The sequence below is a fragment of the Saccharopolyspora sp. NPDC000995 genome (assembly GCF_053599315.1).
Window position 1 is genome coordinate 1 of the sequence record NZ_JBSFLZ010000028.1, and the last position, 18237, is coordinate 18237.

An 18237-nucleotide genomic window follows, 5' to 3' on the forward strand; every position below is an offset into this window, starting at 1 on the left:
GGACCAGGAGTGGTTCAACGGACATGGCTTGCATCAGCTTCGTGGCACTATCCGTTATCCGAAGGCGGCGTAACCATGTCAAGAAGATCATCGGTAAGCCGTATGCGGGAAAACCGCACGTACGGATTGAAAGGGGGATGGGGAACCGGGTCCTTCGGGACACCGCGCCCCTGACTACCAATGGCTACCGCACTCGTCACCGGCGCCACCGCGGGCATCGGGCGCGCCTTCTCCCGCCGACTCGCCGCCGAAGGCCACGACATGGTCCTGGTGGCCCGCGACGCCGAACGGCTCGCCGAACTCGCCGATCGCCTGGAGGCCCGGCACGGGGTCCGGGTCGAGGTGCTCCCGGCCGACCTCGCCGACGCGGGGCAGCGCGCCAGGATCGAGGAGCGCCTCGCCGACGCCGAGCGCCCGGTCGATCTGCTGGTCAACAACGCCGGATTCGGCACGGCCGGCTCGTTCTGGGAAACCACCGGTGCCGAACTGCAACGGCAGCTGAACGTCAACGTGGCCGCCGTGCTCGCGCTGACGCACGCGGCGGTGCGCGGGATGCGGGAGCGCGGCCGCGGCGATGTGATCAACGTGTCCAGCGTCGCCGGATTCTTCCCGGTCGCCGGCGCCACCTACGGGGCGACCAAGGCCTACGTGACCGCCTTCTCCGAGGGCCTGTCGGTTTCGCTGGCCGGAACCGGGGTGCGGATCATGGCGCTGTGCCCGGGCTTCACCCAGACCGAGTTCCACCAGCGGGCCGGGCTGGAGATGGGGCGGCTGCCCAGGGCGTTGTGGCTGCAGGCCGACCGGGTGGTGCACGAAGCCCTGGCCGATTTGCGCCGCGGCAAGATCGTGTCGGTGCCCGGCGTGCAGTACAAGGCGCTGGTCACGCTCGGCCGGTTGGTGCCGCAGAAGCTCCAGCGCATGATCGTCACGCGCACCGTCCCCGGCCGCACCTAAAGCCGCCGCCCACGGCCCCCGGCAACCCGGCCGGTATGCTGAAAACTCGTGGTCAAAGTGGATGAACAGCAGCGCACCGAGCTCGCTCACCTAATCCGGGAAATCGCCGTCGTGCACGGTCGGGTCACCCTTTCCTCCGGTAAGGAAGCCGACTACTACATCGACCTCCGCCGCGCGACGCTGCACCATCAGGCGGCGCCGCTGATCGGCAGCCTGCTGCGCCAGCTCACCGACGACTGGGACTACGTCGCCGTCGGCGGCCTCACCCTCGGCGCCGACCCCGTCGCCACCGCGATGATGCACGCCGAGGGCCCCGCGCTGGACTCGTTCGTGGTCCGTAAGAGCACCAAGGCGCACGGCATGCAGCGGCTGATCGAAGGCCCGGACGTCACCGGTCGCCGGGTGCTCGCGGTTGAGGACACCTCCACCACCGGCGGCAGCGTCCTCACCGCCGTCGAGGCGCTGCGCGCGGCGGACACCGAGATCGTCGGGGTAGCCACCGTGGTCGACCGCGACACCGGCGCGCGTGAGGCGATCGAAGCCGCCGGGCTGCCCTACCGCTCGCTGCTCGGCCTGGCCGACCTCGGGTTGGCGTGAGCGAAGAAGTCGGTCCCACCGAGTGGGGCACCACGGTCGGCGTCGGTCCCTGGACGGGGCCGTGGCCGACCGACGAGCGCTACGACCCGGAACTGCTGGAGCACGGCGACCGGCGCAACGTCGTGGACCGCTACCGGTACTGGCGGCGCGAGGCGATCGTCGCCGACCTGGACCTGCGGCGGCACGACTTCCACGTGGCCATCGAGAACTTCCAGCACGACCACAACATCGGCACGGTGGTGCGCACCGCGAACGCCTTCGCCGCGAAGGCCGTGCACATCGTGGGGCGGCGGCGCTGGAACCGGCGCGGCGCGATGGTCACCGACCGGTACCAGCACATCCACCACCACCCCGACGTGGAGTCGCTGCGCGGCTACGCGACCGAGCACGACCTCGCGCTGGTGGCGGTGGACAACACCGTCGGCGCGGTGCCGATCGAGCGGACTGCGCTGCCGCGCCGCTGCGTGCTGCTGTTCGGCCAGGAAGGCCCGGGGCTGCGGGAGGACTCGCGGCAGGACGCGGACCTCGTGGTGTCCATCGCGCAGTTCGGTTCGACCCGCTCGATCAACGCCGGGGTCGCCGCGGGCGTCGTGATGCACACCTGGATCGAGCAGCACGCGGACCTCGCCGGAGCCTGGTGATCAACCGCGGGTGGCCAGCCACTCCTGCAGCTCGATCAGGTTCCCGGCGGGGTCCTTCAGGTGCGCGGCTCGCATCCGGTCCGTCATCGGCGCCGGGCCGTTGAGCAGTTCGGCGCCGCGCGCGGTGATCTCCGCGCAGTAGCCGTCTAGGTCGTCCAGGCGCAGCACGACCAGCGACCGGTATGCCGTCGGCGGCTCGCCGAGTTCACCGAGGACCTCGGTCATCTGCGCCCGGTCCTGCAAGGCGATGGCCGCCGTGCCGCCGTCCGGGCTGAACTTCGCGTACGGCCCGTCCGGGGCCTCGAACTGCGGTTTCAGCCGCAGCACGTCCCGGTAGAAGCGGTAGCAGCTTGGGAAGTCCGCGACGAGGAGGCGGACCTGGGAGAGCTCCATCTGGGTCGCTTTCTGCCGTGTTGGGTGGCGATCTTCCCAGAACTGACCCGGAAAGCAGTTCGCGCGGGCCCGACGAATCGGATCCGCGCGAACGTGACGACCGGTCAGCCTGCGGTGTTGCGAGCCTTCTCGCGACGGCTTTTCAGGTACTCGATGATGATCGGGATGATCGAGACCAGCACGATCAGGATCGCCATCGCTTCTAGGTTGCTCTTGATCCACGGGATGTTGCCCAGGAAGAAGCCGAGCACCGTCATGCTCACGGTCCACGCGATGCCGCCGATCGCGGAGAAGCTGAAGAACTTCTTCTGGTCCATCTGCGCGACGCCCGCGACCGCGGTGATGAACGTGCGCACGATCGGCACGAACCGGGCCAGGATGATCGCGCGCGCCCCGTACTTATCGAAGAACTCGTGGGTCTTCTCCACGTGCTCCCGCTTGAACAGCTTCGAGTCCGGCTTGTTGAACATCGACGGCCCGACCTTGCGGCCGATCCAATAGCCGGTCACGTTGCCTACGAACGCGCACACGGCCAACAGCAGGCAGACCAGCCAGATCGGCGTGTCGATCGCGCCGGTCGCGACGAACAGGCCGGTCACGAACAGCAGCGAGTCACCGGGCAGGAAGAAGCCGATGAGCAGGCCGCATTCGGCGAAGATGATCAGGCACACGCCGATCAGGGCGAACGGCCCCATCGACTGGATGATGTGCTCCGGATCCAGCCAGTCCGGCAGCAGAGCGAGCGCGGGAGTGTTCGCGGCGGCGTCGACAATCGCGGGCAGTTCGGTCGTCACGCTTGCCAACGGTACCGTGACCGCCCCATGCCCAGCCCCCGGGCGAGCCACCCGCGGACTGCGCCGGGCAACACCGCCGATCATTCGATCGCGTGAACATGGCCTTCATCACATGGGATGGAGCAGTGTCAGCGCCCCCATGATGCCGCCGGCCAGGAGACCGAGGACCAGCGCGAACAGCAGCACGCCGACCACCGGGAGGCGCTTGCGGGGCGGAGCTGGCGGCGCAGCCGGGCCCGGGCTACCCCCGGCCTGGGCGCGAAGCGCCGCCGACAAGAGGTGGGCGGGGTCAGGTCGGGTCACAGCCCGAGCGTAGCGAGGGGGCGACCGACCTCCCACAGCGTTCCGGACGTTAGTGACCACGCAGTTTCAATCTGAAACTGCGGTCGAGCGGGATCACGAGCGCGCCGGTTTTCTCTCAGCTCGGTTCGGTCACCCAAGTGCCGTCCTTCATGACCGCGTCCAGTTCCAGGTCGGCGTCCAGGACGACCAGGTCCGCCGCAAGGCCCGGCTGGATCTCGCCGATGCGGTCGCCGAGACCGAGCAGGCGCGCCGGTTTCGTCGACGAGGCCGCGACCGCCGCAGGCACCGTCAGCCCGCAGGACTCGACCAAGTTCCGGAACGCCACGTCCATCGTCAGCGTGCTGCCGGCCAGCGAGCCGTCCGCCAGGCGCGGTTCGCCGTCGATCACGGTGACCGGCAGACTGCCCAGCTCGTAGGTCCCGTCGCCCGCCTTCGTGGCGCTGATCGCGTCCGTGACCAGCACCGTCCGCCCGGTGCCCGCGTGCGAGGCGGCGAGCTTCACGACCGCCGGGTGCAGGTGCACCAGGTCGCAGATGAGCTCGACGGTCACCCGCTCGTCCTCGAGTAGGACCCCGATCGGGCCCGGCTCCCGGTGGTGCAGTGGCCGCATGGCGTTGAAGAGGTGCGTTGCCACCGTCGCGCCCGCCTCCACCGCGGGCACCACCTGGTCCAGCACCGCGTCGGTGTGCCCTACCGCGGCGATCACGCCGTCGTCCACGAGCTGCCGGATGGCGTTGCGCGAATCCGGCAGCTCCGGCGCCAAGGTGATCATCCGCACCGCGCCCCGCCCGGCGTCCAGCAGCTGCTGGACGGCCGCCTTCTCCGGCGGCCGAAGGATCGCCGGGTCGTGTGCGCCGCAGCGCGCCGCGGACAGGAACGGCCCCTCCAGGTGGATGCCCGCCAGCGAGCCGTCGGTGACCAGTTCGCTGAGCGCGCTGATCTGCTTGGTCAGGTCGGGTAGCGGCGCCGACACGAGGCTGGCCAGCATCGTCGTCGTGCCGTGCGCGCGGTGGGTGTTGATCGCGGCGTACGACTGGTCAACCTCGATACCCGTGAACGAGCCGCCGCCACCGCCGTGGCAGTGGATGTCCACGAAGCCGGGCACCAGCCACCGCCCGGCCAGGTCGACGGCGGGGCCGACCGGCGCCGGGCCGGTGCCGACCGCGGCGATCTTCCCTCCAGAGACGCGGACCCAGCCTCCGTCCAGCACTCCGTCGGCGGTGACGACCTGCCCACCAGCGAGGATCAGTTCGGGACCGTTCACGTTGTTTTCAACCCTTCCGTCGCCAGCAGAGCTGCGCCGAGGCAGCCCGCGGTGTCGCCGAGCTCGGCCAGTTTGAGGTGGGGGCGGCGGTGGTACGCCGCCAGCATGCCGTCCAGCCGAGCGCGCAGCGGCTCGAGGAGCAGCTCCTCGGCCTGCGCGAATCCGCCACCTAGCACGATGCACTCGGGCGCCGCGACTGTCACGAGCACCAGCAGGCCCTTGGCCAGCGCATCAATCGCGTCCTGCCACACCGCCTGCGCGTCCGGATCGCCCGCCCGCACCGCGGCGGCGACGTCTTCCCCCGAGACGTCCCGGCCGGTCCGCGCCCGGTAGCGCCTGGCCACCGCCGCAGACGATGCCACGGCCTCGACGCATCCGCTGCTCCCGCACCCGCATGGTTCGCCGTGCCCGATGTCGATGTGCCCGATCTCGCCGGCGAAGCCGCCCCCGGCGTATAGCCGGCCGTCCAGCACCATCGCGGCGGAGATCCCGGTGCCGATCGGCAGCACGACCACGTCGCGCATCCCGCGGGCGGCGCCGAAGCGCGCCTCGGCGAGCCCGCCGGCGCGGACGTCGTGGCCGAAGAAGCCCAGCGGCAGTCCGATGCGGGCGCCGAGCCGGTCGCGCAGCGGCACGTCCCGCCAACCGAGGTTGGCGGAGAACACCCCGACGCCGCGCACCTCGTCGACTACGCCGGGCACCACCACCCCGACGGCGTCCACCACGTCCGCGCTGGAACGCAGGTCGGACACGACCTCGGCGACGGCCTCGACGACAAGATCGGCGGTCGCGGCACCGTCCGCGCCGCGCGGGGTCGGGCGCCGCGTGTGGCGCAACGGCCGCGCGGTATCGCGGTCGACGGCCACTAGGGCTGCCTTCATCTCGGTACCGCCGACGTCTACGGCGATGGCGTGTGAGGTCACGCCGACGATCCTCCGCTACCAGCCACCCAGTGGTCTACACCAAATCGGTGTGTTGTTCGCCGGGATTTCGCGGACTTCCCTCTCGATCAGTTGCCCATCAGCTTCTGCAAGGCATCCAGCCCGCGGCTCGCGGTCGACTTCACGGTCCCCCGCGACACCCCTGTGGCCTCGGCGATCTCCGCCTCCGAGAGGTCCCCGTAGTAGCGCAGCACCAGCACTTCGCGCTGCCGGCGTGGCAGCTGCCCCAGCGCGACCACGACCGCCTGGTGCTCGGCGGTCAACATCGCCAGCGACTCCGCCGACCGGGCATCGGTCTGGTGCGGGGGCTGGTACTCGCGGGCCGTCTTGCGGCGCCGCAGCACCGAGCGGCTGCCGTTGACGACCGCGGTCCGCAGGTAGCCGATCGCGGCCTTGGCGTCGCGCAGCCCGGACCAGTTGCGGTACAGCCCGGTGAACGCCTCCTGCACCACGTCCTCGGCCGTCGCCGGGTCGTCTACCAGCAGGATCGCCAGGCGCACCATCCGCATGCGCTGCTGGCGGTACAGGTCTTCCAGGGTCAGCGGCTGCGCCGGGATCTGCGCGGACGGGCTGTCCAACGCGCGCAGGTGCCCGAGGGTCCGTTCGACGCTCCGTTCGGCGCTGTGCGAATCACCGGCCATGATCGAACAACCTACCGGCTGGCCACTGGCGGGCGTACCACGACCGGGTAGCGTCGATATCGATCGGTGATCTGCAACGGAGGTGTCGGGATGGCCAAGTTCGTGGTCGATCTGGTGTACGGCGAGGACGAGCAGCGCCGCCTGGAGGTGCGTCCCGCGCACCGGGAGTACTGCCGGGAGCTCGCCGACCGCGGCGTGCTACTGGCGGGCGGCCCGTTCGCCGACAACCTCGGCGCGCAGCTGATCTACGAGGTGGCCGACGCCGACGAGCTCCAGAAGGTCCTCGACGCGGACCCGTACACGGAGGCCGGCGTGATTGCCAAGACCACAGTCCGCGAGTGGAACCTGCTCACCGGGGCGTGGGCGTAGCAGCAGCATTCAAGATCAAATCGGTGGCCTCCCTGGCCGCAGAACCTGCAGCGTGTGAGGATGTCCACAGGATTCGTCCTATTCTGAATCCTGTCACCGGCTTTCCAAAACAGCCCCCGCTGGGGCACTGTGACGCGAAAGTGTGGCACCGGGCCAGAAGGGCCCGCTGGGAGCGGGCACGAGCTCGTAGGATGCTGCGCGATCCCCGTCACCATGACAAGACTCCACCCGAGGAGGACGACCGATGCCCATCGCGACCCCCGAGGTCTACGCGGAGATGCTGGACCGGGCGAAGGCGGGCGAATTCGCCTACCCGGCCATCAATGTGACCTCGTCGGAGACGCTCAACGCGGCGCTGCGCGGGTTCGCCGAGGCCGAGAGTGACGGCATCATCCAGTTCTCGACCGGCGGCGCCGAGTTCGCCTCCGGCACCAAGGTCAAGGACATGGTCACCGGCGCGACCGCACTGGCCGAGTTCGCGCACGTGGTGGCCGCGAAGTACCCGGTGAACATCGCACTGCACACCGACCACTGCCCGAAGGACAAGCTGGACGGCTTCGTCCGGCCGCTGATCCAGGTCAGCCAGGAGCGGGTCAACCGCGGCGAGAACCCGCTGTTCCAGTCGCACATGTGGGACGGCTCCGCGATCGACCTGGACGAGAACCTGGAGATCGCCCAGGAACTGCTGGCCGCCGCCGCCCAGGCCAAGATCATCCTGGAGCTGGAGGTCGGCGTCGTCGGCGGCGAAGAAGACGGCGTCGCCAACGACATCAACGAGAAGCTCTACACCGCGCCGGGCGACTACGAGAAGACCGTGGACGCCCTCGGCGCCGGCGAGAAGGGCCGCTATCTGCTGGCCGCCACGTTCGGCAACGTGCACGGCGTCTACAAGCCGGGCAACGTCAAGCTGCGCCCGGAGATCCTCAAGCAGGGTCAGGAAGTGGTGACCGAGAAGCTGGGCCTGCCGGCCGGCTCGAAGCCGTTCGACCTGGTCTTCCACGGCGGCTCCGGCTCGCTGCTGGAGGAGATCCACGAGGCGGTTTCCTACGGCGTGGTGAAGATGAACATCGACACCGACACCCAGTACGCCTTCACCCGGCCCGTCGCGGACCACATGTTCAAGAACTACGACGGCGTGCTGAAGATCGACGGAGAGGTCGGCAACAAGAAGACCTACGACCCGCGCAGCTACCTGAAGGTGGCGGAGCAGGCGATGGCCGCCCGCGTGGCCCACGCCTGCGAGAACCTCAAGTCCGCCGGCCGCATGCTCGCCGGCTGACGCGGAGCTTGGCGCGTCGCGATCGAAACTTGAAAGGACGGCCCGTTCGCCTGGTGTGGCGGACGGGCCGTCTTCGCACCTGGGAGGATTGGGGCATGACGAGGAATCTGTTGGAACCGCCAGAAACCCTGCTGCCGGAGGACGAGGCTGCGCAGGGCGAACTGGGCGTGGGCACCGACCCGTCCGAGGTCGCCGCGCACCACCCCACCTTCAGCGCCGCTTGGGCCGCGCTCGCGGAGTCGGCGCTGGACGCGGGCGAGAACATCGCCGCCTACGCCTACGCCCGCACGGGCTACCACCGCGGCCTGGACGCCCTGCGCAAGGCGGGCTGGAAGGGCTTCGGGCCGGTGCCGTGGCGGCACGCTCCGAACCAGGGCGTGCTCCGCTCGATCGCGGCGCTGGCGAAGGCCGCGAAGGCGATCGGCGAGTCCGACGAGTTCGACCGCTGCCGCCAGCTGCTCGCCGACAGCGACCCGGCGTCCCTGGAAGCGACCGGCCTGGCCTGAGTGGAGTCCTCGGGTGCGCGACCAGTCCGGTCGCGCACCCGAAGATCAAGCGAGGATCACTTCGGTGACGCTCGGATTGCGCCGGGATCTGTCGGACAATGTCCACCGTGCACCGATTGCGCGAGGAGCTCGTCCGCCGCTTGCGCCGCCTCATGCGCACCGGCGTCCCGATCGCCCAATGCGCGATCGCGGCCGGTCTCGCGTGGTTCCTGGCACGCCACTTGTTCGGGCACCCGGCCCCGTTCTTCGCGCCGATCGCCGCCGTCATCTCGCTCGGCGTCTCGCTGGGCCAGCGGATGCGGCGGGCCATGGAACTGGTGGTCGGCGTCAGCATCGGGATCGGCGTCGGCGACATCCTGATCTCGTTCATCGGCACCGGCGCCTGGCAGATCGCGCTGGTCGTCGCGCTGGCCATGAGCACTGCGGTGCTGCTGGACAGCGGAGTGGTGATCGTGCTGCAGGCCGCGTCGTCGTCGGTGCTGGTCGCGACGCTGCTGCCACCGGCGAGCGCGGGCGGGCTGACCCGCATGATCGACGCGGCGATCGGCGGCCTGGTCGGCTTCGTCGTCGCCGCACTGCTGCCGGCGAACCCGCTCGCCGTGGCGCACCGCAATGGGCGCCTCGTGCTCGGTGCCCTCGCCGACGCGCTGCGCGGTGTCGGGAACGCGGTGGCGCGCCAGGATCTCGATCTCGCCACTGATGTGCTCGCGAAGGCGCGCAAGAGCCAGAAGCACGTGGAAGAACTCCGCACCGCGCTGGAGGCCGGACAGGAGATCGCGCGGTTCGCGCCCATCCGGTGGCGGCGGCGCGGCGACCTGGAGCGCTACGAGACGGCGGCGACGCCGATCGACCGCGCGCTGCGCAACACCCGCGTGCTGGCGCGACGGGCGCTCACCGCGCTGCGGGACGGCGAGCCGGTGCCCCGCCCGCTACCGGGGCTCCTGGAGGAGTTGGCGGGCGCCGTGGTGCTGCTGCGCGATGAGCTGGCCAGCGGTATGGATCCGCTGCAGACCCGCGAGGCCGCCCGGTCGGTCGCCAAGGAGTCCACAGTGGAGCTTCTCGGTGAGGGGGACTTCTCGATGCAGGTGGTGGTGATGCAGGTCCGCTCGATCGCGGTGGACCTCCTGCAAGCCACGGGCCTCAGCCGAATCGAAGCGATCTCCGCCCTACCGCCCCTGCACCCCGAGGAGAAGTCCGGGTGAGAGTCCCTCGCGCTCAACCACGTAGGTCGGCATCGGGGCGGTGCAGGACAGCTACCAGGGCGGTGTGCAGCGCGCCGTGATCGCGCGGGTCGTGGAGGTGGCAGTCGGCGGCCGAGAGCCGGTACCACTCGGCGGCGCCCGCGTAGCGCACCCACACCGTCACGTCGCCATCGGTGCATTCGGTGGCCAGCTCCAGTTCGCCGGTGATCACCCCGACCTCGTCGGTCATCACCCCGCCCGGCGGCGCGGTCACCTCGGAACGCAGCACCGCTGCATGCTCTGACATCGAACCGTCCTCTTCACGACGCCTCGGATGCCCCCAGTATGTCCTGTCAGGACCTGCCGCGTTCGGACGGCGATTTCGCGCAGTGCCGCGCTGGGCAGGTCGGGCAGGGCGGTTCCCCGCTGATCGGGCGATAGGTGAGGGGCACCCTTGGGTGGGTGAACCGTTGGGTGAACCACTCAAGGGTGCCCCTCACCTCTTGATCAGCAGCCGTTGAGGGCCTTCTGCAGCGCGGACTTCTCCGCGTCGGTGACGGTCAGCTCGTACTTGTGCTTGGTGCCGACCCACATCGACGCGTACTTGCAGTGGTAGCCGGCCTCCGGTGGCATCCACTCGTCCGGGGTCTGGTCGCCCTTGGACTGGTTGACGTTGTCGGTGACCGCGATCAGCTGCGGGCCTTCCAGGTCGTTGGCGAACGCCTGGCGCTGGTCCTGGGTCCACTTCGCGGCGCCGGAGCGCCACGCGGCGGCCAGCGGCACGACGTGGTCGATGTCCAAATCGGACGGTTTGGTCCAGGTCGCACCGTCGTAGGGGCTGAACCAGCTGCCGGAAGTCGGGTAGCAGTCCGAGCCGACCTCCACGTCCTTCCCGTCGCGCTTGAGCACCGCCTCGCGGGTGTTGCAGCCGTCCGGGCCTTCGATCCAGTGCGGGAACTTCTCTCGGCTGTAGCCGTCCATCGAGCCCTCCGGCGCGACGGTCAGCTCAGCGAGTTCGGTTTTCGCCGTCTCTGGGCTGGGAATGCCGGGCGGCTCGGCGCTGGCCGCAACGGCCAGCGCGAGGCCAAGGGCACCCGCCAGGGGCAGGGCGGTCAGGGTGGCGCGCAACGATCGGTGGCGTCTCATGGCTTCCCTCCGCATGGGCGTCTCGCCGGTGTCCGTGTTGACCATTGCCCACGCAGGCGGCCGAGACAATGCCGGAGCGTAGCCAATGGATGACTTGGCGTGAAACCGCCACTGATAGTGCCACCTCTTGGTTAATTTCGCACCATCCGGCACACCTGTTCCGGAAGTCGCCGGAGCTGCGCCCCGCCGAATTGGTTCCGCCGACGCTCGACCCGTTTTTGAAATGGGTGATTTCGGACCAATCCGACCAGAATTCGCCCAGGTCAGGGCGTTGCGCGTCCGGGGCTCCGATTTCGGGTGAAATCGGATCCTATTTGGTCGAAATGCGGAATTCTGATTTCAGCGGGCCAGTTGGAGATCCTCGGTGTGCCGGTACCAGACCCACTTTTCCATCGGTCGCGGATGGGCCACGCCGTCACGGCGCACCGTCGCCGACCGGAACGACGCCTGCACCGCGCGACCGCTCGTGACGTCGCGTCGACGGCGCAGCAGGCCGCGGCGGACAGTGGTGACCAGCAGGCCGTCGGCGGCCGGCTCGAGCATGGCGCTCAGCGGATCCGCGGTAGGCTCCGGCAACGCAGTGGCGGCCGGGTCCGGCGAGATGGTGATGCTGACCGCAGCGCCGTTGAGCACCTGCTCGTCGTCGCAGTACACCTGGCCGGTGATCGGCTCGATCGTCCCCTCACCGAGCAGCACGCCGCCCGAATCGTCCCTGATCAACGCCGCCGGGCGCGGCGCCACGGTGAGCGCGCGGTCGAAGTCGCCGACCCGGAGCCCCCACAGCCGCGCGGCCGGCGAGTCGCCGACCGGGACGTAGCCCACGACAAGGTCGGCCAGCCGGTTCTTGCGGAGCAGGCGCAGCACCACCGCCGCGAGGTCGGCGTCGGTGCCGTGCACCACCAGCCGCTCCTCGGTGTCGGCGACCAGCGGATCCACGTCGTCGCGGCCCGGCGTGGCCGGGACGTCGAACCATTGCACTCCGTCACCAGACGGGCGCGCTGCGCACTCGACGTTTCCGCAGGACAATGCGGTGGCACTCACGTTTCGCTCCTGGTTTACCCTAATCGACCGGCATACCCCGTGGTGGGAGCGGGCGAAGCGTGCGGTCACGCTGGCGACCACCCAATCCAGGTTGGAGTTTCACATGCCGGCGATCGTGCTGATCGGCGCCCAGTGGGGCGACGAAGGCAAGGGTAAGGCGACCGACCTGCTCGGTGAGCAGGCGCAGTGGGTCGTCCGCTACCAGGGCGGCAACAACGCGGGCCACACCGTGGTGCTGCCGGACGGGCAGGACTTCGCGCTGCACCTCATCCCGTCGGGGATCCTCACCCCCGGCGTGACCAACGTGATCGGCAACGGTGTCGTCGTCGACCCCGGCGTGCTGCTGGAGGAGCTGGCCGGGCTGGAAGGCCGCGGCGTGGACACCTCGCGGCTGCTGGTGTCGGCCGACGCGCACCTGATCATGCCGTACCACGTGGCCATCGACCGGGTCACCGAGCGGTACCTGGGCAAGAAGCAGATCGGCACCACCGGTCGCGGCATCGGGCCCTGCTACCAGGACAAGATCGCCCGGGTCGGCGTGCGGGTGCAGGACCTGCTGGACGAGAAGATCCTGCGGCAGAAGGTGGAGGCCGCGCTGGACATCAAGAACCAGATCCTGGTCAAGGTCTATAACCGCCGCGGGCTGGACGTCGACGAGGTCGTGGACACCGTGCTGTCCCAGGGCGAGCAGTTCGCCAGCCGCATCGCCGATACCAAGCTGCTGATCAACGAGGCGCTGGAGCGCGGCGAGACCGTGCTGCTGGAGGGCTCGCAGGGCACCCTGCTGGACGTCGACCACGGGACCTACCCGTTCGTGACCTCGTCGAACCCGACCTCCGGCGGCGCCTGCGCCGGTTCCGGCATCGGCCCGACGAAGATCAACGCGGTGATCGGCATCCTGAAGGCCTACACCACCCGCGTCGGAGCCGGTCCGTTCCCGACCGAGCTGACCGACGAGGCCGGCGAGAACCTGCGCAAGCAGGGCGGCGAGTTCGGCGTGACCACCGGCCGGTCGCGGCGCACCGGCTGGTTCGACGCGGTGATCGCGCGCTACGCGACCCGCGTCAACGGGATCACCGACTACTTCCTCACCAAGCTGGACGTGCTGTCCGGACTGGAGACGATCCCGATCTGCGTCGCCTACGACGTGGACGGCGAGCGGGTCGACGAGATGCCGATGACGCAGACCGGCGTGCACCACGCGGTGCCGGTGTACGAGGAGATGCCGGGCTGGTGGGAGGACCTCAGCGGAGCGCGCACCTTCGAGGACCTGCCGGCCAACGCCCAGGCCTACATCGAGCGGATCGAGGAGCTCGCCGGGGCGCGGATCTCGGCGATCGGCGTCGGCCCCGGCCGCGACCAGACCATCGTCCGTCACAACATGGCGTGAGTTGAACCGCAAATTCGACAAGCGTTTTCAGCCTCCTCGGCTCCAGGAGCCCGGACACACGTATGACCAATACGTCGCCGGGCTCTCCTGGCGAGGTTGCGAGGGGTGCCAAGGCGACAGCCCCGCCTGTGGCATCCCTGCGCCACGGGGCTTTCAGCATCGCTGCTGCGGATCGGCCACGCTGAAAAGGCCGAAGGAAACCGGATCGTCGGCGTGTCGCGCACCGACACGCCGACGGCTGTGGACAACTTCCACAATTTCATAGCGGAAATCGGTTTCCATTGAAATTTCGGGGGAACTGCCGGTCAGCGGTTTCGCCAGGAGCTGTCCAGGGCGGCTTCTTGTAGGTCCAGCTCTCGCAGTACGCGGCGCAGCACCTCGTCGTCGAGGTTGCCCGCGTCCCGCTCGTCGGCCATCGCCGACCGCTGCACCTCGATCAGGTCACGGCGCAGGTCGGAGAACACCTTGCTCGCGGTGTCCGCCCGCTCGTCGGGCGTGCGCCCGACCTGCTCCGCCGCCGCCATCCCCTGGTGCTCCACCAGGGCCCGCATCCGGCCTACGATCCGGTCGAAGTGCTCCGGGCTGGTGTGCAGGTCGTCGGGCGTGAGCCCGTCCAGGTAGTGCAGGGCGGCGTTGGTCGCGGTCACGCGGGCCTCCGACTCAGCCTGGTCGTCGCGCGCGGCCTCGTCCGGGTCGGTGACGCCGAGCTTGCGGATCAGCCACGGCAGCGTCGTCCCTTGCACCAGGATCGTGCCGACCGCGATCACGAACGCCATGAACTGGATCAGCTCCCGCGCCGGGAACGGCTCACCGGTGCCGGTGGTGTGCGGGATCGCGCCCGCGGCCGCGAGGGTGACCACGCCGCGCATCCCGGCCCACGAGAGCACGGCGGTGCGCCGCCACCGGGCGCCACGCCTCATGGTGGTCAGCAGCTGCGACAGACCTGGCAGGTAGTTGGAGCAGAACATCCACACGATCCGGATGCCGATCGTCGCGGCCAGGATTATCAGCGCGTGCACCAGCACCGTGCCGATGTTGCGCCCGGAAGCGACGAGTGCTGCGACGACGGAGTGCAGCTGCAGCCCGATGTAGGCGAACACCAGGCTTTCCAGCAGGAGGTTGATCGACGCCCAAACCGTGTGCTCCTGGAGCCGCCCGGCGGCCCGGGCACGCGGCTGGTTGTGGCCGACGTACAGCCCGGCGGTCACCACCGCGAGCACGCCGGAACCGTGCAGCTGTTCGGCGGTGAGGTAAGCGATGAACGGCACGAGCACGCCCAGCACCGTCGCCACCTGCACGTCCGGCACGCGGGTCCGGGCGATCTGCGCGAGCATCCCGAACACCAGCCCGACGACGATGCCGTCCACCACGGCCAGCACGAACACCAGCGCCCCCTGGGCCAGGGTCGGCGTGGTGCCGACGACCGCGGCGATCGCCATCCGGTAGATGGTCAGCGCCGCGGCGTCGTTGATCAGGCTTTCCCCGCCGAGGACCGTCACCACGCCGCGCGGCAGCTTCAGCTGGCGACCGATCGCGGCGGCGGTGACCGCGTCCGGCGGCGCGATGACCGCGCCGAGCACGATCGCCGAGTTCAACGGCAGTTCTGGGATGATCGTGTAGGCCAGCCAGCCGATCAGGAACGACGTGGCCACGACCTGCAGCACGCCGTGGTGCACGATCGGCGCGATCCGCGCCCGGAAGTTGGTGTAGGAGCTCTCCAGCGCGGCGGCGTAGAGCAGCGGCGGGAGCACGACAGTCAGCAGCAGCTCGGGATCGATCTCCAGCTTCGCCGTGCCAGGGATCAGCGACGCGACGAGGCCGACCAGGACCAGCAGCAGCGGGGATGCGATCTCGCGGCTCCGCGCGACCGCGGTGACCAGCAGCGCACCGATCAGGACGAGCAGCAGTTGGGCCACCGAGCACCTCCGTCCACCATGGACAGATTAGGCGGCCCGATGGCCCGATTGCCCGATTGCCCGGCGCGGCCGGTGGCTCGCACCCAGATGTCGACCACAGTTTCAATTGAAACTGTGCACGAAACATCCGGGAACCGCTCGGAGCTGGCTCAGCGATGCGTCGCTTCGAACTCGTCGCGGGCGGTGACGGCGATGTCCGGCTGGTCGCTGAAGATCCCGTCGATGCCCTGGTCGAACAGCGCCCCGAAGAACCCGAAGACGTCGCCGAAGGCGGCCGGGTCGGCCGAGGACCGGAAGTCGGCCGGCAGGAAGTTGTTCTCCGCGCGGACCGTGTACGGCACCACCTCGAGCCCGGCCGCGTGCGCGTCGGCGACAACGGCGGTCGGCTTGGTGAGGAAGCCGTCGGCGTCCACCGGCAGGATTACCTTCGTGTCCGGGCCGATCACGTCCGCGTACCTGGCGATCTCCCGCAGGCCCCCCGGCTTGACCAGGTCGGCGTAGGTGCGCGCGTCACCGGACTCGATGAAGTCCTGCGGCGCGCCGGAGTTGCTGATCAGCTGCACAAGCTGCACCTGCAGCACCCGGTCGAGTTCCTTGAGGTTGCCCACCTCGAAGGACTGCACGGCGACCTTGGCGTTCGGCCGGTTCAGGCCGCTGCGGGTCAGCGACTCGACGACGCCGGGCTCCAGCGGCAGGCCGAGCTTGGCGAAGTAGCTCGGGTGCTTGGTCTCCGGGGCGACGCCGACCTCGCGGTGCAGCTCCCGGGACAGCCGCTCGCGCAGGTCCAGGACCTCCTGGAACGTCGGCACCTCGTAGCGGCCGTCGTAGATCGTGTTGTTCGGCCGGATTGCCGGGATGCGCTCCTTGGCGCGCAGCGTCTTAAGCTCGGCGAGGGTGAAGTCCTCGGTGAACCAGCCGGTGATCGAGGCGCCGTCGATGACCTTGGTGGTCTTGCGGCCGGCGAACTCGGGGTGCGCGGCGACGTCGGTGGTGCCGCCGATCTCGTTCTCGTGCCGCGCGACCAGCACGCCGTCCTTGGTGGGCACCAGGTCCGGCTCGATGTAGTCGGCACCCATCCGGGCCGCCAGCTCGTAGGAGGCCAGCGTGTGCTCCGGCCGGTATCCGGAGGCACCCCGGTGCCCGAAGACCGCCACCCCGACGGTGTCCTGCGGCCGGTTCGGTGCGGCGATGGCGGGCGCGGTGATCAGCCCCAACGCCGCTGCGCCCGCGACGGACAGAGCCGTCAGGCATACCCGGATCGTCATTTGCCCTCCTGTGTCTCGCGCAGCATGTCGATCAACGCTGCACATTCGGGCAAAACACTGACCGCCGCAATCGACCGTTCGCGCAAGGGGCGGCGACCCGGCGACAACGGCCAGGTGAACTACCGGGATCGGCCGGATGATCCAGCCCACGGGAGGCATCCGCGCGAGAAATGACGGGGGCATTGCCGACGTGGCGTGCCGCACGCTCTACGCTCACGATTTGTGCGAATCCTCGTGATTGGTGGCGGTGGCCGGGAACACGCGATCGTCCTGGCGCTGTCCCGCGACCCGTCCGTGACCGCGCTGGCCTGCGCGCCGGGCAACGCGGGCACCGCTGCCCTCGCCGAGACCTACGGCGTCGATGTCGCGAAGCCGGACGAGGTGGCCGGGCTGGCCACGAAATGGCAGGCCGACCTCGTCGTGTTCGGCCCAGAGACCCCGCTGGTCGCGGGCGCCTCCGACGCGGTCCGGGCGGCTGGCATCCCATGCTTTGGCCCGTCGAAGGACGCCGCGCGCATCGAAGGCTCCAAGGCATTCGCCAAGGACGTCATGCTCGCGGCTGGTGTGCCGACGGCGCACAGCGAAGTGGTGGACAACCCGGCGAAACTGGATGCCGCGTTGACGCGCTTCGGCCCCACCTGGGTGGTCAAGGACGACGGACTGGCGGCTGGCAAGGGCGTGCTGGTCAGCGGCGACTTCGACGCGGCTCGGGCGCACGCGCTCAAGCTGCTCGACGGCGGGCACCCGGTGCTGCTGGAGTCGTTCCTGGACGGCCCCGAGGCATCGCTGTTCTGCCTGGTCGACGGCACCACGGTGGTCCCACTGCTGCCCGCGCAGGACTTCAAGCGGGTCGGCGACGGCGACGCGGGCCCGAACACCGGCGGCATGGGTGCCTACGCGCCGCTGCCGTGGGCGCCGGATGACCTGGTCGAGACTGTGGTGCGCACCATCGTGCAGCCGACGGTCGACGAGCTGGCGGGACGCGGCACGCCGTTCTCCGGCTTGCTGTACGCCGGTCTCGCGCTGACCTCCAGCGGCCCGCAGGTGATCGAGTTCAACTGCCGCTTCGGCGACCCCGAGACCCAGGCCGTGCTGGCGCTGCTGCACACTCCGCTGGCGTCGCTGTTCAACGCCGTCGCGCGCGGTGAACTGGCCGAGCAGCCGCCGCTTGAGTGGGAGCCCGGTGCCGCGGTGACCGTCGTGATGGCCGCGGAGGGCTACCCCGGGCGGCCGCGTGTCGACGACGTGATCCAGGGAGGCGACGTCCAGGGCGTCCTGCACTCCGGCACCCGCCGCCGGGAGGACGGCGCGGTGCTTTCCGCCGGCGGCCGCGTGCTGTCGGTGGTGGCCACCGGCGAAGACCTGGCGACGGCCCGCGAGGAGGCGTACCGCCGGGTCGAGGGCGTGCACCTGCCCGGCTCGCACTACCGCACCGACATCGCGCTCCGCGCGGTGCAGGGCGAAATATCCGTTCCGACCGCCTGACCGGCTCCAGACTTCGCTGAAAAACCGCCCGGCGATGGGGAATTCCCAGACACCGGGCGGGCTTTTCTGATGTCCTTGCTCTGGCCCGCGGAACCGGGCCGCGGTGCCCGCCGTCGAACGCGCGGGGTTGA

At 69.8% G+C, this 18237-nt stretch carries 21 protein-coding genes; 10 read left to right on the forward strand and 11 right to left on the reverse strand.

Annotated elements, in window-relative coordinates; translation table 11 throughout:
• Nucleotides 1–180: 180 nt before the first annotated feature.
• From ACWDKQ_RS12430 to ACWDKQ_RS12440, 3 genes are read left to right on the forward strand one after another with little or no spacing between them, the layout of a single operon-like run.
• Nucleotides 181–954, forward strand: coding sequence for an SDR family NAD(P)-dependent oxidoreductase (locus tag ACWDKQ_RS12430; RefSeq protein WP_450138842.1), 774 nt, complete (start codon nt 181–183; stop codon nt 952–954).
• A 48-nt stretch (nt 955–1002) separates the two neighbouring features.
• Entirely contained in the window at nt 1003–1551 is a 549-nt protein-coding gene (gene pyrE, locus ACWDKQ_RS12435; protein ID WP_450138843.1) for an orotate phosphoribosyltransferase, read from the forward strand.
• Nucleotides 1548–2192, forward strand: a complete 645-nt coding sequence (locus ACWDKQ_RS12440) for a TrmH family RNA methyltransferase (protein WP_450138844.1) — start codon at nt 1548–1550, stop codon at nt 2190–2192. Before pyrE ends, ACWDKQ_RS12440 begins: the two co-directional genes overlap by 4 nt.
• On the opposite strand, the gene ACWDKQ_RS12445 is transcribed toward ACWDKQ_RS12440, so the two are convergent.
• The 6 genes from ACWDKQ_RS12445 to ACWDKQ_RS12470 form a co-directional block, all read right to left on the reverse strand.
• On the reverse strand, nt 2193–2585 hold the full coding sequence (locus tag ACWDKQ_RS12445) for a VOC family protein (RefSeq protein WP_450138845.1): 393 nt from the start codon (nt 2583–2585) through the stop codon (nt 2193–2195).
• Between the two features lie 104 nt (nt 2586–2689).
• The gene (locus ACWDKQ_RS12450) at nt 2690–3379 is read right to left on the reverse strand and encodes a DedA family protein (RefSeq protein ID WP_450138846.1); all 690 of its coding nucleotides are present in this window, start codon (nt 3377–3379) and stop codon (nt 2690–2692) included.
• Nucleotides 3380–3487: 108 nt separating this feature from the next.
• The gene (locus tag ACWDKQ_RS12455; RefSeq protein WP_450138847.1) at nt 3488–3682 is read right to left on the reverse strand and encodes a hypothetical protein; all 195 of its coding nucleotides are present in this window, start codon (nt 3680–3682) and stop codon (nt 3488–3490) included.
• 115 nt (nt 3683–3797) lie between these two features.
• Nucleotides 3798–4946, reverse strand: a complete 1149-nt coding sequence (nagA, locus tag ACWDKQ_RS12460) for an N-acetylglucosamine-6-phosphate deacetylase (RefSeq protein WP_450138848.1) — start codon at nt 4944–4946, stop codon at nt 3798–3800.
• Nucleotides 4943–5869 (reverse strand): ROK family protein, encoded by a 927-nt coding sequence (locus ACWDKQ_RS12465; RefSeq protein WP_450138849.1) that lies wholly within the window; start codon nt 5867–5869, stop codon nt 4943–4945. The genes nagA and ACWDKQ_RS12465 overlap by 4 nt, the downstream gene beginning before the upstream one ends.
• An 86-nt stretch (nt 5870–5955) precedes the next feature.
• Complete coding sequence (locus ACWDKQ_RS12470; RefSeq protein WP_450138850.1) at nt 5956–6528, reverse strand: SigE family RNA polymerase sigma factor; 573 nt, start codon at nt 6526–6528, stop codon at nt 5956–5958.
• 90 nt (nt 6529–6618) lie between these two features.
• On the opposite strand from ACWDKQ_RS12470, the gene ACWDKQ_RS12475 reads away from it, so the two are divergent.
• The 4 genes from ACWDKQ_RS12475 to ACWDKQ_RS12490 all read left to right on the forward strand — a co-directional run bounded on the left by ACWDKQ_RS12475 (nt 6619) and on the right by ACWDKQ_RS12490 (nt 9884).
• A complete protein-coding gene (locus ACWDKQ_RS12475) occupies nt 6619–6897 on the forward strand; it encodes a YciI family protein (protein ID WP_450138851.1) in 279 nt (92 codons plus the stop codon).
• A 244-nt stretch (nt 6898–7141) separates the two neighbouring features.
• The gene (fbaA, locus tag ACWDKQ_RS12480; protein WP_450138852.1) at nt 7142–8176 is read left to right on the forward strand and encodes a class II fructose-bisphosphate aldolase; all 1035 of its coding nucleotides are present in this window, start codon (nt 7142–7144) and stop codon (nt 8174–8176) included.
• Between the two features lie 95 nt (nt 8177–8271).
• Entirely contained in the window at nt 8272–8682 is a 411-nt protein-coding gene (locus ACWDKQ_RS12485; RefSeq protein ID WP_450138853.1) for a DUF3151 domain-containing protein, read from the forward strand.
• A 98-nt stretch (nt 8683–8780) separates the two neighbouring features.
• Nucleotides 8781–9884 (forward strand): FUSC family protein, encoded by a 1104-nt coding sequence (locus tag ACWDKQ_RS12490; RefSeq protein WP_450138854.1) that lies wholly within the window; start codon nt 8781–8783, stop codon nt 9882–9884.
• A gap of 13 nt (nt 9885–9897) precedes the next feature.
• On the opposite strand, the gene ACWDKQ_RS12495 is transcribed toward ACWDKQ_RS12490, so the two are convergent.
• The 3 genes from ACWDKQ_RS12495 to ACWDKQ_RS12505 all read right to left on the reverse strand — a co-directional run bounded on the left by ACWDKQ_RS12495 (nt 9898) and on the right by ACWDKQ_RS12505 (nt 12050).
• The gene (locus ACWDKQ_RS12495; protein ID WP_450138855.1) at nt 9898–10170 is read right to left on the reverse strand and encodes a hypothetical protein; all 273 of its coding nucleotides are present in this window, start codon (nt 10168–10170) and stop codon (nt 9898–9900) included.
• Between the two features lie 200 nt (nt 10171–10370).
• A complete protein-coding gene (locus ACWDKQ_RS12500) occupies nt 10371–11009 on the reverse strand; it encodes an HNH endonuclease family protein (protein WP_450138856.1) in 639 nt (212 codons plus the stop codon).
• A gap of 339 nt (nt 11010–11348) precedes the next feature.
• Nucleotides 11349–12050, reverse strand: coding sequence for a hypothetical protein (locus ACWDKQ_RS12505; protein ID WP_450138857.1), 702 nt, complete (start codon nt 12048–12050; stop codon nt 11349–11351).
• Nucleotides 12051–12153: 103 nt separating this feature from the next.
• On the opposite strand from ACWDKQ_RS12505, the gene ACWDKQ_RS12510 reads away from it, so the two are divergent.
• Both ACWDKQ_RS12510 and ACWDKQ_RS12515 read left to right on the forward strand, forming a co-directional pair.
• Nucleotides 12154–13440, forward strand: a complete 1287-nt coding sequence (locus ACWDKQ_RS12510; RefSeq protein WP_450138858.1) for an adenylosuccinate synthase — start codon at nt 12154–12156, stop codon at nt 13438–13440.
• 105 nt (nt 13441–13545) lie between these two features.
• Nucleotides 13546–13725, forward strand: coding sequence for a hypothetical protein (locus tag ACWDKQ_RS12515; protein WP_450138859.1), 180 nt, complete (start codon nt 13546–13548; stop codon nt 13723–13725).
• Nucleotides 13726–13745: 20 nt separating this feature from the next.
• Here the strand turns inward: ACWDKQ_RS12515 and ACWDKQ_RS12520 are convergent, their stop codons facing one another.
• On the reverse strand, nt 13746–15356 hold the full coding sequence (locus tag ACWDKQ_RS12520; protein ID WP_450138860.1) for a Na+/H+ antiporter: 1611 nt from the start codon (nt 15354–15356) through the stop codon (nt 13746–13748).
• Nucleotides 15357–15505: 149 nt separating this feature from the next.
• Nucleotides 15506–16621, reverse strand: a complete 1116-nt coding sequence (locus ACWDKQ_RS12525; RefSeq protein WP_450138861.1) for a glycerophosphodiester phosphodiesterase — start codon at nt 16619–16621, stop codon at nt 15506–15508.
• 222 nt (nt 16622–16843) lie between these two features.
• Here ACWDKQ_RS12525 and purD point away from each other — a divergent pair, with 222 nt between their 5' ends.
• Entirely contained in the window at nt 16844–18106 is a 1263-nt protein-coding gene (gene purD, locus ACWDKQ_RS12530; RefSeq protein WP_450138862.1) for a phosphoribosylamine--glycine ligase, read from the forward strand.
• Nucleotides 18107–18237 lie beyond the last annotated feature (131 nt).

What these genes read in the sequence shown, in the direction of transcription:
- ACWDKQ_RS12495 (WP_450138855.1), bottom strand. Translation starts at nt 10,170, where the DNA reads ATGTCAGAGCATGCAGCGGTGCTGCGTTCCGAGGTGACCGCGCCGCCG.
- ACWDKQ_RS12525 (WP_450138861.1), bottom strand. Translation starts at nt 16,621, where the DNA reads ATGACGATCCGGGTATGCCTGACGGCTCTGTCCGTCGCGGGCGCAGCG.
- ACWDKQ_RS12490 (WP_450138854.1), top strand. Translation starts at nt 8,781, where the DNA reads ATGTCCACCGTGCACCGATTGCGCGAGGAGCTCGTCCGCCGCTTGCGC.
- ACWDKQ_RS12500 (WP_450138856.1), bottom strand. Translation starts at nt 11,009, where the DNA reads ATGAGACGCCACCGATCGTTGCGCGCCACCCTGACCGCCCTGCCCCTG.
- ACWDKQ_RS12445 (WP_450138845.1), bottom strand. Translation starts at nt 2,585, where the DNA reads ATGGAGCTCTCCCAGGTCCGCCTCCTCGTCGCGGACTTCCCAAGCTGC.
- fbaA (WP_450138852.1), top strand. Translation starts at nt 7,142, where the DNA reads ATGCCCATCGCGACCCCCGAGGTCTACGCGGAGATGCTGGACCGGGCG.
- ACWDKQ_RS12470 (WP_450138850.1), bottom strand. Translation starts at nt 6,528, where the DNA reads ATGGCCGGTGATTCGCACAGCGCCGAACGGAGCGTCGAACGGACCCTC.
- ACWDKQ_RS12510 (WP_450138858.1), top strand. Translation starts at nt 12,154, where the DNA reads ATGCCGGCGATCGTGCTGATCGGCGCCCAGTGGGGCGACGAAGGCAAG.
- ACWDKQ_RS12475 (WP_450138851.1), top strand. Translation starts at nt 6,619, where the DNA reads ATGGCCAAGTTCGTGGTCGATCTGGTGTACGGCGAGGACGAGCAGCGC.
- ACWDKQ_RS12485 (WP_450138853.1), top strand. Translation starts at nt 8,272, where the DNA reads ATGACGAGGAATCTGTTGGAACCGCCAGAAACCCTGCTGCCGGAGGAC.
- ACWDKQ_RS12430 (WP_450138842.1), top strand. Translation starts at nt 181, where the DNA reads ATGGCTACCGCACTCGTCACCGGCGCCACCGCGGGCATCGGGCGCGCC.